General features: G+C 59.5%; 13 protein-coding genes. 2 read left to right on the forward strand and 11 right to left on the reverse strand.

All coding sequences use genetic code 11. From position 1 onward, the window contains the following. Positions 1-249: 249 nt before the first annotated feature. On the forward strand, positions 250-1,644 hold the full coding sequence (locus J7E83_RS17755) for an MFS transporter (protein ID WP_214964960.1): 1,395 nt from the start codon (positions 250-252) through the stop codon (positions 1,642-1,644). A 253-nt stretch (positions 1,645-1,897) separates the two neighbouring features. Here J7E83_RS17755 and J7E83_RS17760 read toward each other — a convergent pair whose 3' ends face one another. The 7 genes from J7E83_RS17760 to J7E83_RS17790 all read right to left on the reverse strand — a co-directional run bounded on the left by J7E83_RS17760 (position 1,898) and on the right by J7E83_RS17790 (position 8,367). Further along, positions 1,898-4,048 carry a P-loop NTPase fold protein gene (locus J7E83_RS17760; RefSeq protein ID WP_214964881.1) on the reverse strand — a complete coding sequence of 717 codons (2,151 nt, stop codon included), beginning with the start codon at positions 4,046-4,048 and terminating at the stop codon, positions 1,898-1,900. Positions 4,049-4,129: 81 nt separating this feature from the next. Next, a complete protein-coding gene (locus tag J7E83_RS17765) occupies positions 4,130-4,693 on the reverse strand; it encodes a hypothetical protein (protein WP_214964883.1) in 564 nt (187 codons plus the stop codon). 760 nt (positions 4,694-5,453) lie between these two features. Next, entirely contained in the window at positions 5,454-5,600 is a 147-nt protein-coding gene (locus tag J7E83_RS17770; protein WP_214964886.1) for a hypothetical protein, read from the reverse strand. Positions 5,601-5,776: 176 nt separating this feature from the next. Beyond that, on the reverse strand, positions 5,777-6,112 hold the full coding sequence (locus J7E83_RS17775) for a hypothetical protein (protein WP_214964887.1): 336 nt from the start codon (positions 6,110-6,112) through the stop codon (positions 5,777-5,779). A 76-nt stretch (positions 6,113-6,188) separates the two neighbouring features. Further along, a complete protein-coding gene (locus tag J7E83_RS17780) occupies positions 6,189-6,731 on the reverse strand; it encodes an ImmA/IrrE family metallo-endopeptidase (protein WP_214964888.1) in 543 nt (180 codons plus the stop codon). A 169-nt stretch (positions 6,732-6,900) separates the two neighbouring features. Continuing rightward, positions 6,901-7,308 carry a hypothetical protein gene (locus J7E83_RS17785; protein WP_214964889.1) on the reverse strand — a complete coding sequence of 136 codons (408 nt, stop codon included), beginning with the start codon at positions 7,306-7,308 and terminating at the stop codon, positions 6,901-6,903. 63 nt (positions 7,309-7,371) lie between these two features. After that, complete coding sequence (locus J7E83_RS17790) at positions 7,372-8,367, reverse strand: hypothetical protein (RefSeq protein WP_214964890.1); 996 nt, start codon at positions 8,365-8,367, stop codon at positions 7,372-7,374. A 522-nt stretch (positions 8,368-8,889) separates the two neighbouring features. Here J7E83_RS17790 and J7E83_RS17795 point away from each other — a divergent pair. Continuing rightward, the gene (locus J7E83_RS17795) at positions 8,890-9,441 is read left to right on the forward strand and encodes a hypothetical protein (RefSeq protein ID WP_214964891.1); all 552 of its coding nucleotides are present in this window, start codon (positions 8,890-8,892) and stop codon (positions 9,439-9,441) included. Here the strand turns inward: J7E83_RS17795 and J7E83_RS17800 are convergent. From J7E83_RS17800 to J7E83_RS17815, 4 genes are all read right to left on the reverse strand, one after another. After that, the gene (locus J7E83_RS17800; protein WP_214964892.1) at positions 9,416-10,534 is read right to left on the reverse strand and encodes a hypothetical protein; all 1,119 of its coding nucleotides are present in this window, start codon (positions 10,532-10,534) and stop codon (positions 9,416-9,418) included. The two genes, J7E83_RS17795 and J7E83_RS17800, sit on opposite strands and share 26 nt — an antisense overlap. Beyond that, positions 10,531-11,616, reverse strand: a complete 1,086-nt coding sequence (locus J7E83_RS17805) for an ImmA/IrrE family metallo-endopeptidase (protein ID WP_214964893.1) — start codon at positions 11,614-11,616, stop codon at positions 10,531-10,533. Before J7E83_RS17805 ends, J7E83_RS17800 begins: the two co-directional genes overlap by 4 nt. Next, positions 11,613-12,260 carry a hypothetical protein gene (locus tag J7E83_RS17810; RefSeq protein ID WP_214964895.1) on the reverse strand — a complete coding sequence of 216 codons (648 nt, stop codon included), beginning with the start codon at positions 12,258-12,260 and terminating at the stop codon, positions 11,613-11,615. Before J7E83_RS17810 ends, J7E83_RS17805 begins: the two co-directional genes overlap by 4 nt. Before the next feature lie 304 nt (positions 12,261-12,564). Beyond that, positions 12,565-13,482, reverse strand: a complete 918-nt coding sequence (locus J7E83_RS17815; RefSeq protein WP_214964897.1) for a hypothetical protein — start codon at positions 13,480-13,482, stop codon at positions 12,565-12,567. Between the last annotated feature and the right edge of the window lie 179 nt (positions 13,483-13,661).

Raw genomic sequence — 13,661 nt, forward strand, 5'->3', positions numbered from 1 at the left:
TTCTTGTGACATGACAACTGCACCGAAGCACGCTAGGACACGTTTCCGCCTGTCACTGCCAGTGGTAGGCAAGAGGGGGTGTGGTTGATCCGCGCGCGCTGGGTGAATGTGGAGTTGTGAAGATGCCGCCCGCTGGCGGCTACGTCTCCAGAGAAGGATCACCCTATGACCACGCAACCGGATGTCACCACAGGACCCGGCGTTCCACCCGCCACTAAAGCTCACGCAGAAACCGCCCCAGACAGGCGGATGACCGGCCGTCAGCGGCTGGCACTGATCGTTCTGCTCACAGCTAGCTTCACCCTTGCTGTCGACTTCTCCATCCTCAACGTCGCCCTGCCCACCATCGGCTCAGATGTCGGCTTCAGTCTCGAGAACCTGCAGTGGATCGCGACAGCATTCTCGCTCTGCGCAGCTGGCCTGACCCTGTTGTTTGGCCGCGTCGCTGACCTGGCAGGCCGCCGGAAGATGTTCCTCATCGGCATGGCACTGTTGGGAGCCGCCTCACTGATGGGCGGGCTCGCCATCGACCCGGCCGTGCTGCTGATCGCCAGGGTAGGACAGGGCGTTGCCACAGCCATTGTTGTTCCTGCTGCCCTGTCGCTGTTGCTCGGGTCGTTCCCGGAAGGGCCCCTGCGGGCCAAGGCACTGGGCCTCAACGGCGCACTGATGGCCGCCGGTTTCACCACCGGAGCAATCCTCGGCGGTTTGCTGACTGACCTGATGAGTTGGCGCTGGGCGTTCTTCATCAACATTCCCGTCGCGGTCGCTGTACTGGTCATCGCCCCGGTCGTCCTGGCAGAAAGCCGGCCCACCGCCAAAACCCGTCTGGACGTGCCCGGCGCCATCACTGTTACCCTGGGCCTGCTCGCCCTCGTCTACGGCATGACCCACGCTGCTGAGAACTCCTGGACCGACCCGCTGACCCTCAGCTCGCTGGCCGCCGCCGTGGTCCTCTTCGCCGCTTTCGTCGCTGTCGAGCGCCGGGCTGAATTCCCGCTGGTCCCGCTGGCCATCCTGAAGCGGTCCACCGTCGCATGGGGAAACATCGCCGGCATCCTGGCCTTCGTCACCGAAACGTCCCTAGTGTTCCTGCTGACCCTGTACCTGCAGCGGGTGCTGGGATACACCCCGCTCGGGGCCGGACTCGCGTTCGCCGTGTTGGGTCTCGGAACCGTCCTTGGTGGTGTCCTGGGTCCGAAGGTCATTGCCAAGGTCGGTAACAAGCGTGCCATTGTGTACGGCTTCATCGTTCAGGCCATCGCCACCGCGTCCCTGGTCGTGCTCAGTAGCGACCCTGCCGCCATTATCCTGCTGCTGGTCGCGACGTTCGTTGGGGGCGTCGCGAACCTGGTCGTCATCGTCGGGTTCATGGTCACGGCAACTTCCGGCCTTCCTGAAGACGAAGCCGGACTTGCAACCGGCCTGGCCACCATGAGCCAGCAGATCGGCATTACCATGGGCATCCCGATCATGAGCGCCATCTTCACCGCCCAGCTCGTCTCCCTCGGCTCCTCGGACGCGCCAGCGGTACTCAGCGGCGTCACCCTGGCCATCTGGGTAAACGCCGCACTCTGCCTCGCCACCGCCCTGGTGGTGGCATTGTTTCTCAAGAAGCCAGCCGCAGTCGATGCCGCTGCCTGAGTTCCTGTCAGGGAACAGGAAGCGTGGACGCATCTGGCGTCCACGCTTCCTTTTTGTTTTCCGTAGCTATGGCTTTCGGCCAATGCCGGGACTTTTACGGACTCTGAAAATGCGTTACTCGGGTAGATGGTGTCGAAGTCCAGGCTGTACAGGATCGAGTTCCTTGTGCCCGGCGGGTACTCGATGCCCGATCCAACCACAGCTTCACGGAGAAAAGCCTGCCGCCGATGCTGTGACAGGCCAAGGTGTGGTTTCAGGATTGTTGGTTCCGAAAGTAATAGAGAATGTGCCTGAAGCCCTCCAAAGCTAGTGGTTTGCGTTCCTCCAGGGTGGGCGGGTTGTCGAAGCGCGCCTCGCTCCGGCGTGAACCATAGGGCGCCGGGGAGACGTCCAATATGGAGGCCACCTTCTCGATGCCTAGCAGCCACTCCACCGTCTCGGCTTCCACGTCACCAACGGTTATCCATTCATCCTCGCCGGTGCTGCCCATCCCGAGCGGGAGGATCGCGGCGAGGACATCTCCGACGTTCCAGGTCGCTTCCCGGTCAATCAGCGCCCACAGCAGATCCCGGACCTCTGCTTCAGAGGTGAGATCCCGCAAGGCATAAACGTTCCGGAAGGCTCTCTCCAGGTCCCGCCCGTCCGCTGTCGGAGCAAATGCGGCCTTCAAATCCGCCTGAATAAGCTCGGCAACGTGCGTGCGTACCTTGTCGATTAGGTCTCGCCAATGCTGATCCTCTGAGACTGCACGCATCTGTTGCCGGAGAAGATCACATACAAGTGTGAGGCCCTCAGCGGATTCCGTGGAGGCCTTTATCAACGCGACCGCGTCGTCCGGTGTCTCCGAAAGCACGTGCGCGGCAAGGTTTAGGGCGACCCACGAGGGACGGGATGCCTGAATTCCGTGTTCCTTAGCACCCATGGCTTCGTAGGTCCGGGCCAGTAACTTCATCAGCCCCTCCGCCGGCAACTCCGACCCTGGGCTGTTGCGCAAAATCTTTGACACAACCAGTTGAGGGTCTTCCTTCAATTTGGCCTCGACTTTAATCAAAGCAGGACCTGGCGCATCATCGCGGAGTTCTCGAAGGGAGGCTAGAACGGTGCGTTCGGCGATATCCTGCACCGGAACGCCAGTCTGGGTGTACCGGTAGAAGTAGTCAGGATGTCCAACTCCGCGCCGGTTGGCTATATCAGCCATCGCCGCGCTCCCGAACTCCATTTTGTCTCTCGCGCTCCGCAGAGGAACAAACAATTCAGCGAGGAGGTCCGCAACCTTGTTGGGATGCCGAGCGCCCTCGGTGGTGATGCTCTTGATCCAACGGTCCCAACGCTGCTCGTGGGTTTCCTTGGGTTTGACGCCCAACACACTGGCACCGGCCGAAAGAAGTTCATCTGAGTGCCTTTCGACAAGGTCGTAAACCCTTGGTTCGAACGTTCGCAGGAAAGTCATATGGACGAAATCGACGAAGTCGACCTCGCCTTCCACATCCGTCCAGGCTGCGTCGACCTGGGTGAAGAGCCTCTTAGCCGCGCGTGGTTGGTTGATGTAGATGTCCAGGCATTTTTGCCAGCCGACGCTCATGCGCCGCAAATCGCGCGCAGAGAGTCGCATGCGGTGGTTGCCGAGTACCTCGTCCAAGACGGCGTTGACAAGAGTCAATCGTTCGTCAGGGAGCATAGTGGGGATGTCGAGCCGCAGCTGAACCATTTTTTCCATGTACTCGCGTGCACGGCTCTTGTCCTGAGCTACCAGGCCTGTCCGCATGAGGAGGTCCTCTAGGGTCTTTTCGTCATAGGACAACAAGTAGTAGACGTTGGGCAGCCGTCCGAGCAGACGGACAAGTTTGAATGTCATGAGAAGCTCGTCCGGGCCCAACCGGTCAAGATCATCAACGAGCATGAGGACCGGGGTGGAGAGTTCTCGAAGGAGCTCCTCCGCTTCGGCCCGAAGTTTCTCAGGACTGCGGTCACCTGTGACCAGGTCAGCGATAACCTGCGCCGGGCCAGACAAGTTTGGCCCGGCAACACTGCTCAAGTCTCCCGCGGGGGCGAGCCTCGACAGCCAGCCGCCAATTGCCTCTCGGGCCTTAGATCCTCTTGTCCCGGCCGGCAAAGCATTTCTGAGTTCGGAAAAGAACGCCGGCACGGCAGTCTCAAGAGAAGGGTAGGACCAGGGGTTGTATCTGGCGACCTGCCACTCCCCGTCACCCGTCAAGACATCTTCGACCTGAGCCAGGAGTGTGGTTTTGCCGCTGCCCCAGGGACCGACGAGAGCGGCGACCGCGCTGGGCGTTCTGCTTCGAATGACGTTCAGGGAGGACACGACCCGCTTGACTATCCTTTCCCGGCCCAGGATGTCGATGTGGTCCGCGTTGAGGGGGTCGTCTCCGTAAAGAATTGACAAAGCACGTTCCTTCTTGATCTGAAACTACTTCTTCGCATTTACCGCAATGCGCGGCCTGCCGGCGCCTGGCACCGCTCCCGGTTAAGCCTTGCTTCCCGTGCCCGCGGAAACATCGCCGCTTCGCCGCAACCCCCGCAGATACGCACTCAAGATCCGGTGCAGCTGCTCGTGCTCTTCTTCTGGGTTCATCGCAAACCTTCGTTTCGACAGGTCAGACTGCAAGTTCTTAAGGCCCGGTGAGTCGTCCGTCCTCCGGACAACCTTCAATAGATCCGTCTTAGTCTGCTGCAGATAGCCGATCGTTGCCCTGGCCTGCACGATTTTCTGACCCGGGTTAGACAGACCCCGGAAGAGTGCTACGACGGACAAGCCGAGCGCCAGGCAGGTGAAAACCAGGTTGGGCAGGGAAAAGTCAGGCTCCGGGAGCGGTACGTTAAGCCAGCCATCCGCGGTTTGCAGAGCCTCGTTGAGCCATTTCCACACGGGGATGAGGTTGAAACCGGCAGAGGTGACCAGCAGTCCGGCGATGTTGATGAGCGTGTCCGGGTCCGGTTTCGGCATCTCCTTTGCAGGCACCCTGTTGAGAATGCCGAGGATGGCCAAGGGGATGCCGGCCATTATGACGAAAGCAATCAAGTAGGACACCAGGTTGGGTCGAAACGCTTGGGCGAGCATGAGGATGAAGCCCACCCCGAAGGACCCGAATGCTACTGAGACAGCTGCCCTGATCCACCTGCTGCGAACGAGATTTCTTCTTCTACCTTTGCTTAATGCCATTGTGTGTCGCTTCCCCCAATAGTGGCAGCTGTGGCCTGCGATCCGCGGGCCAACTGCATTTGTCTTCGCGGTTCTGGTCCGGTGTCTGTTTATTTCTATCACCCGGCAGCACCCGTGGTGCAGTTATGGCCCGGATAACAGCGCGCGGGAGGATCCTGGCGGCGGCGAGTCGGGTGCCTCATACGGGGTCCGGCGAATCCCGTGGGTGCACCGTTGCGCGGGATACCGGGGCTAACCGCCGGTCCTTGCAACGGTGCAGGGTCATAACCTGATGCGCGATGATGCGGCAGTAGTTTTTTCCGGCCCTTACGGTGAACTGTGGTGGCTCGGGGATTTTCTGGGGGAGCTCTGGAATCTGTAATGTACCGGGCAGCCAGATCCCCTAGTTCTACCAGCGGCAACGTCATGGTTGTGAAGCGCGAAGACGCCCATCTTCGAGTGCCGCCGAACCCGGCTACTGAACATAAACGCCGCAGAATAGTGTTGTCGCCGATCACGTGTTCCTGCTGCCTCTTCCCGAATCGGGATCGCCATCTGATGGAGCTTAAGCGAGCGTTGGTGGCTGCGTCCTACAGAAGCCCGGAGAAATGAACTGGAAGTGGATGTCTACAGTGAGGTCTTCCGGGCATCAGCGCAGGTGGGTGGCTTCGGCGCTGCACGCCGTCTCCTGGATCTCTTCGTAGCTGTTGGTCTGCAAATCCAGTGCGGGAATCTTTTGGAGAGATGAGGAACACCGTCCGTCTTCAACGGCAGTGATTCGTGCGTCAAATTTCATCACCCCCTCCGGTGGACTGCCGGGGCGACGCCAAGAAGTGCCTCCCGCAGCACTGGAGGGTTCACTCCTCTTTGGGATGAATCACGAGGTTGTCATGGAGCGTTACCCACCCCTCGGCTTCCAGCTTCTCGTGTTCGAACTGGTCAGGGACGAGGTAGGCCGTCTCTTTGACAGATTTAAAAGCCTAGCGTTTGCTTGAGGCCGATATACGCCAGGACAAGGGGGCCCGCCAGAACTGCGGCGACAAGAACAAGTTGGAGGATGCCGTCCAGAAGGCCGCAGACGTAAATCCACCCCTTATGCTTCCGGCGCACCATGGCCATGCGCCGTTCGGGTTTAATATCCGGGTATATCCTGTCCGCGTACTGAGCCAGGAAGGACATGAACGGCATGACATGCCTGGCTCCCTGGAGGGCGGCGACGCCGGGAACAACCGCGTCGAGTCCTTGAACGTGAGCCTTGGCTGCATCATCTGCTTCGGAGTCTGAATCGACGGGCGTCTTTCGCTTCACCCGCTTTTGGAGATCCTTCGTTTCCTGAAGTTGCTCCGAGGGCGCGGCATCTCGCGGCACTACGTGAAGTTCTGGATCAGTCACGGGCTCGGAGCCCCAAGACGTTGAGCCGGTGCACCATAGCTTCCGTTGACACTTTGAATTTGCGTGCCAGCGAATATACGTCCAATTCCGTGGCGTAGTACTCGACCTCGTCGCTGGGCATCAACAGTGTAGATGCAAAGGCGTTTGCGAATATCTCCCGGCTATCAGTTCCCTGAGAAGCTAGGTCATCACGGCGATCTACGAAACCATGTTCTGACTTGTCGTCATTACGAACATCCAGCGTATGTCCGAGCTCGTGGGCACACGTGAAACGTCTCCGGTGAATATGGTCCTCAGAATTGATGGTGATCTGCGCTGGCCCTTCGCCTGCAGGCGGGATGTATACGAATCCGGATAGATTTCCTGGCTCGTGGCTCAGGTCCGCCAAGAAAACCTCCGCGCCCATTAACTCGGCGACCCTTGTAGCATCTACGGGGAGCGGGCATTCCCCGAATTCATCAGCCCAATGCTCGTTCAAGACTCGGGCCGCTGCTTCGGCAGCGCGCTTCCTTATCTGGGTAACGGACTCAGGCATACGTCATTCAACCCCCTCGGTTGTTCGAAAGTATATGCGACAAATGGACTCGGGATGGGGCGCTACCCGCACTGCCTGGCATACAGCACCGCAGGTCATATTACCTGGGAAGCCTTATGACCGGCTGACAGGGCAGTTATGAGGTGACTCTGCCAGCACGTAGCGAAAGCTACGGTCCGAGTCCTACTGACCTTTCCCCCTCGATGAGGAGGGGATTCTCGCCGTCGCCGGCATTCCCGAACGCTCGGTTCATGTGAAGGCCAGCAGCACTCAGGCTCTCGATTACTGCGCCTCCAAAAGTGGAGGACTTGAGAATCACGAGGTTTTCAAGTTGTGATGAGCTCACGATATCGATAGGGCTGAGCGGGTCCGTGAGAGCGCTTCGCCCACCGGCTGTGTCAAAAGCCCAGTGCCGGTCCAGGGTGACCAGCAGCCCGACGACGGGGCCGTCCCGAGGAATTAATGTGAATGCAGGGTGTCCCTCGTTGATGCGTTGAATTGTCGTAGCGACTTGCGCTAATCCCTTTTTCATGGCGTCTCGCAGTTTGTTGGCGGCAGACTGTGTACCGATCGTCACGTCCCTCCGTGGCCGGATGGCTTTGCATTCGACGACCACCACAACTTCCGGCAAGACGCATATTTAGTCGGCGCAGGAGCCCTGATTTCCGATGTGGTTGTACATTATTTCTTTGATCACGTCTGCGCCCGGGATGAGTCTGAGGTTGTCGCCTACGTACTCCTCGAACAGGTATCCGAGTTCCACGGCGAACTGGTTTCGGCGGGCCTCAGGGACCGAGTAGAAGATGCCCGTGGGCGACGCCTTCCTGACGATCAGTTGGGAGACTGGGGCTATAAACCGTCCGTCCGGCAGGCCAACAAACGGGCGTGTCCATAGCGGGTTGACCTCATACTTCCTGTATCCGTCTTCCACGCTTTGGGCCAGGGCTTCGTTCGCGGCAGGAAAATCCTCGATATGAAGGGACCAGTCGCTCTTGAACGGACCATGGGCGGAGTCGACTTGGAAGTAGTCGGCGAGAAACTGGTGTTGCGGCTCGTTGAGCCATTGGAGGCGGAACTGGCCTTTGTTGGTGACGGCAAACGCCCAAAGCGTGTAGATCATGTTCATGTAGTTCTTCAGGGGCATGCCGAGTATCTGCTCATCCCACCCAGGCGTGAAGAACTTCGGCGTCCGATCCATCGGAAAGCGGGTGTTGCATAGCAATGCACCCATGCGGGCGAGGTCGACTGAGGGATCGGTTTGATAGGGGAGTTGTTCCTGGGTCAGCCTGATTCCGAGGCGGAGTAAGGCGTCGGCCTCCTCGCGGTATGCGAGGACTGGTTCTTTGATGTGGACGTACAGCCCGCAAAGCCGGATGAGGTCCCGAGCTTCCGGTACGCGTTTTCGTTCATTCCGGTGCAGTATCGCCGTACGTGCGATGTGCGCCAAAGCCCACGGGCTCACGTCTGAAGGCGGGGGCGGGTTTCCTCCGCTGGGATCGGTCCACTCCTCCCAGGTTGCATACTTCGCGCATACCAGCCCGATCAGCTCAAGGAGGCTGGTCGTGGAGTACTTGCTGACCTCGTTGGTGAATTCGGGGTGCGAGGTCATCAGTTCGCCCCGGACGTAATACGGCATGACCTGAACTTATCAGCGGCGCACTTCAGCGCCGTGTTTCGAAACTGGCCCCGTTGCTCGCCAATGCGGGGGATGAGAGGGTGCCCCTGGTCCAATTCTATTATTTCTAATAGAATTCCAGTATGAGAATGGACCCCGTCGCGCCCATTGAGTCGCCTGTCGGCCCCCGGGCTCTCACACGGCACCACCAGGTCTGTCTACCAAGGCGCCTCATGAAAGCGGCAGGTATTCAGCCTAGGACAAGAGTCCGACTCGAGTCGGCACCGGAGGGAATCCTGGTCTCCCCCGAAGCGGGAGAACTGGGTGCCGCTCCGGTGAGGAGTGTTGTCGCCTCGGGCCAGGTGGTGATTCCCAGGAAGTTATTGGACGCACATGCCATCAAGGAAACGGGCAGGGTCTATGTTGCTCAGTCCACGAGGCATCCCAAGTCCTTGGTCATCATTCCTGAGGCGCTTGTTTCCGGGCCGGTACAGGATTCCATGTTGATATGAGTGGCGGGAAATGAAAGGCTGGATCCCTGTTATGGACGGATTGCATGAAGTTGCCACGGCGGCCGCAGCGAAGGCCGGTTGGACGGGTGCAGTCCTGCCGGCCCAACGTGTGTCCTCTTTCCTGGTCTTCCCGGTCGTTGAGTGGCTTCCAGGAGCCGCAGCGCGACTAACTGCCGGGCAGGACGCGCAGCTGGACGCGACGATCCTGTCCATGTGGGAAAGCTGGCCCTTAGAGGACCCCGGACAGCCACCCTCGTCACCCCTTCGAGTGGAGGGGTTTGTGATCCCTCACAAGTGGAAATCGGCGTTGAATGCAGCTGTGTCACTCAGTGGATATGGCAAGGTCATGGCATTGACGGGCGCAAACCGAGAAAAGGCTTGCAGTTCCATGCGCCTCATGGAAGCCGATCTCGCCGGGCTGACTGTCGTCCACGCTGAAGCAGGCAACGTTGAACTCCAGGTGCGCGGACGCGCCGGACGGCATCCTCGAGCCAGACGGTCGGTTTCCGACCGCTATTTTGAGGAACTGTTCTTCGCCAGGGCCTGTACCCCTGCTGTTATGCGCCTGTCCGTGTCGGCGTAACCAAAGACCATTCCCTCAGCACGCTCTTGCCTTCCCAGGTCTCCTCTTCGTTGACCTTCTTTATCTGGTAGTGGGCGAGTTGAGCGTTTTGGCACATTTCCGTCCAGGCTTCCGGGCGGAGGCTTGCCGGTGTGGCGGCAATCGATCGTGCCAGCGCCGACAAGCTGCTCAACGAATGCCCGAAAGCTTGATCAGCGGCCGCGCCATGGAAACGGATCCAGTCGAGGCGGCGGCCACCGCAGTGGAGGCACCGGCACGTCCACAGATTGAGATCCGGGTTCAGCTGGATGGCGTCGCCTACCTTATCGAGCGTGTAATACGTGAGAAGCTCCGGGACGAGAATGCTTGTCATGGCGGGAGCTCCGCTACCGTTCACGATGGGATATACGTGGCGAAGACCCGATTCGGTACCGACGGCAACTCCGCAGGCTCCGTATGCCAGCGCCCCTATCGCCGAGGTGTCTGAGCGCAATAGGAGTATCGGCACTCCCGTAGCGATGAGGGAGCAGAGCCCGGCCGCTGCCCCTTTTTCACCAAGCGGATCGGTCTTGTTTTCCAGGGCCAGAGCCACAGGCCGACCAAACGCTTCCAAGCGCGCCTTCAGTACGTCCAGGTGCTCCGTGAGCCATTTCCAGTGCAGGGGAAGCACCGTGACAACCCGGCCGGTGAGCTTGTCAGCCGCCGCCAGCACGGTATCGAGTGCGGCAACGTCGTGCTCACCGATGTAACCGGAATCGGTAAGGGCATAGGGGAGGGAGCACACCGTCTGTTGAAAGTCCGTCCAGCCCGCTGTCAGGCCTTGGCTTCCGGTTTTGCGGTTCCTGCCGGAGTACAGATTTGCGTCGACCATGATCGGAGCTCGCGGCGCCCTGTGCCGAGTGTAGTCGACGATGGCGCGGGTTTCAGCCTGGCGATTGCGTCTCCGCCTCCCAGGATCCAGGGAGTAGACGACGCCCATGCTCTCATTTACGACCAGGTCCCGGACGAGATCGTGACGAGCCTGGGGAGCCTGTATGAAAACGCTGTTGTCCAGGCCGGGCAAGACACTTTCCGTAAGGATCGGATCGTTGACGTTTTCGCCTTCTTGCATCACTTGACCAGCCTTAGTGTCGTCGATTTCGGCTGCTCTGAAGCAGCTGGATAGTACTTGCACAGTGCCTGAGGCGTCATCTTGGCGATAGCGGCGAGCTCGTCAACACTGTAGTGATGGTCTCGACGGTGGACCTCCAAGACGCTGTCGAGTGTTTGCGGCCGCTCCTCAGGCAGGTTTAAGGGTTCGCGCGTGGTCCAGCCCATCCTGCTCAGCTTGATCCTGAAATCCCGGAATTGCTTGTCGGTGATGCAATCCAAATCCTTGGCTCTTTGAATGAGCGCGGCGACCGATAGACCCCATTGGGCCTTCAGCTCCACCAGACGGGGGAAATCGCTGGGCCGCAGCCCCTCTAGTTGCGGCCTGATTTCCTCGGCCGGCGCAAGGAACTCAGCGGCGAACACATTCGCTTCCCGTTCCTGCTCCGTCCCTGGCATAACATGCATGACGAGGTGACCGAGCTCGTGCGCGACGGTGAACCGCTGACGATCTGCTGACAGGCCAGAATTCACCAACATGATCGGAGGTCTTCCGATTTCATGTGGCCACGTGCTAACGGCGTCCTGCGCGTGCGTCCCGAGAGGACGGATCACGACAAGTATTCCTACAGCCTCAAGCAGCGCGACCATGTTTGTAATCGGTCCGCTCGGAATTCTCCAACGGGCACGAAGAACTTGTGCAACTTCCTCTGCCCCCGCCTCAAACTCTTCTATGGGAAGGCGTTCCAGATGCTCGTCCGTCGCAATATCGATTCCCCGCAAAAATCCTTCTACGCTCACACGGGTTAGATGGGTCAGGGCTTCCACTCTTTTTTTCACTCCTACAGGCATGAGTGACCCCTTACGTCTGTGGTGAAGGCACGTCACTTCCAGGCCGCGGACCGGATGCTCGTCGATCAGCAGATCTACGGGGCAGTCCAGAACGGCCGCGACCTTCTCGAGCTTGTCACCCGTTAGCGCAATCAGGCCGTTCTCCACCTTGGAAACCAACCCCTGCGTCATTTCAAGCCGGTCCGATAGATCGCGTTGGGTCCAGCCCTTGGACTCCCGGACCAGGGTGACCATCCGCGGCGCACCTGCCTTCATTGCGATCCGCCTTGAAGCCCTGGCAGGCGCAACTTCGCTGCCCCTTGCGCCGAACGGATGAGGGGCGCAGACAACGGGAACACCGGGATCTGTTCGGGGGCCGGTTGGACCGCGCCGATCATTGGCAGGTCCATTGCGTAGTGAAGGACGGTACCGACATGACACACAAGTGCCAAGCGCTCTGGTTTGATGCCGGTTTCGTCGAGCACGTACCCCGCTGTCAGGACGGTAGCCGGTTCCAGGCCCGGGAGGCAGGGTTCCCCTAAATGGAAGGACAGCATTTTGGACCGTGCACTGTCACTCGGGGAGAGGCTTAGGTCGCGGCCCAGTTTCCTGAAGCGGATCTGGATTCTGCCGCCATTCAGGCTCACCCACGGATAGCCGTGGCGAAGGTCGACCTCAGCGTCCCAAACGCCCCCAAAGATTCTCAGTGCCGGTTCCCGCACGAAATCCGCGACGAGAAGTCCGCGCGCTGCCGCCCCGAGCTGCGCGAATTCTGCCGGGGACGAGTCAGCGGCCCGGTTGAAGGCGGTGAGCGCTTCGAGCAGCACCTGACTGAGGCGGGCAGCGTGGGGCTCTACAAGGGGCCCCATGACGTCGCGAGGTAAGGGGGCAGTTGCTTCAGTGATGATTGCCGTCAGCATAGCTACCAGAATACCCGACGGTGCAAGCAATTTGGAATATTTTTGCTCAAGATTTGCCCAAGATTGAGTGCCGGGAGCCTCCAGGCACGTGGCCCCACTATTACTGTAAACGGTTCCCCACTGCGTCTGCCCATTGGACCTTGACGCAGGTGAGGTTCTCCCTCGGCCCCAGTCACTTGGAGTACGGGAGCCCGTGTTGTGTTCCCACAAGTTGCTCCAGGCACCGGCCCGAGAGAGTTTGATCAGACCACGGTCTAACGGGCGCAGCATGCGGCGAAGCAGGATCAGGGGGATGAGACGGACTTCAGAATGGAAGGCGTGGGGCCAAAAGGGTGAGGTCTAGTTCGAGGAACTGAGTCAACGTCAGCGCGAACTTCCAGAGATCTTCAGCACCGTTCGGGCTTTTGAAAGGTTGATAGTGCCTGTGCACCCTGCCTCTTGAGGTCCCCTCATGAATGTGGGTCTTGTCAACGACGGTTATGACAGCGGCAATCTTGCTGCTCTGCCGCGTCGCGTCGAAAAGTGCATCCGTATACGGCTCGTCGAGACCGGGGCCTATCCAGGCTGCCGGGATACGAAGAAAAAGGACAGCCTGCTCGCCCACAGGTAGTTGCGAGGATGCCTTCTTGACGGTTTTGACCACGGTCCGTTCGCTGAACGGTGTGTCATCATCCTTGGTCTTTACTTCCACGGGGATTCTGCGGGTGCCCATATTTACAGAAATGTCGAAGTCCTGGCCACGTTTGCCCGCTTCCTCCGTTCGGACGACCTGCCCCGGCATAGCCATGAGGGCCGTGAGGATGTCGGCTTCGAAAGCGGATCCGGAAAGCTGGCTGGTTGACATATGGCTAAGAAACCTGTCGAACCAAGGGTGAGCTTGGAGTTGATGAAGTCGCATGCCCAGCTGTTGAACACGGTGTCTGGAGATTAGTCGCGCGGCCGTTCCTTCCGTGTCAGGGTAGAGGTAACCCCGCGAGGCCGGTCCGATGGAGCGGATGTTGGCTTCATACCAGTCCTGACCCATGTGTGTTCGTACCGACTCGTGTGCCAGGACCTCCCGTAGCGCCGCCCTGGAAACCGTGCCGTCTGCCTGCATTTCCCGGGTGATTCTTAGAATTTCGCCTTCGTACATCGCCCACGCCGCTTCTGGCGGTATTTGTGTTGTCGGCTTCGCTGCGGCATATTCACTAACGAAATTCTCATACGTAGGTAGCAGCGACATGTTTCAAGATTAGTGTTCAAGCTCGTCTTGTCGGGGCTCCAGGATGTAGGGCGAGCCCGACTAAGGGGCTTTCCAGCCAGCTCTCTGCCATTCACCCCCGGATTGGCCCTGAATACCAATGGGGTGCACGAACCGTATTCACGTGACGTCCTTGCGCGGGCGTACGGTCTTGCATGCCG

The organism is Arthrobacter sp. ISL-48, assembly GCF_018613805.1.
Classification (GTDB): Bacteria; Actinomycetota; Actinomycetes; order Actinomycetales; family Micrococcaceae; genus Arthrobacter.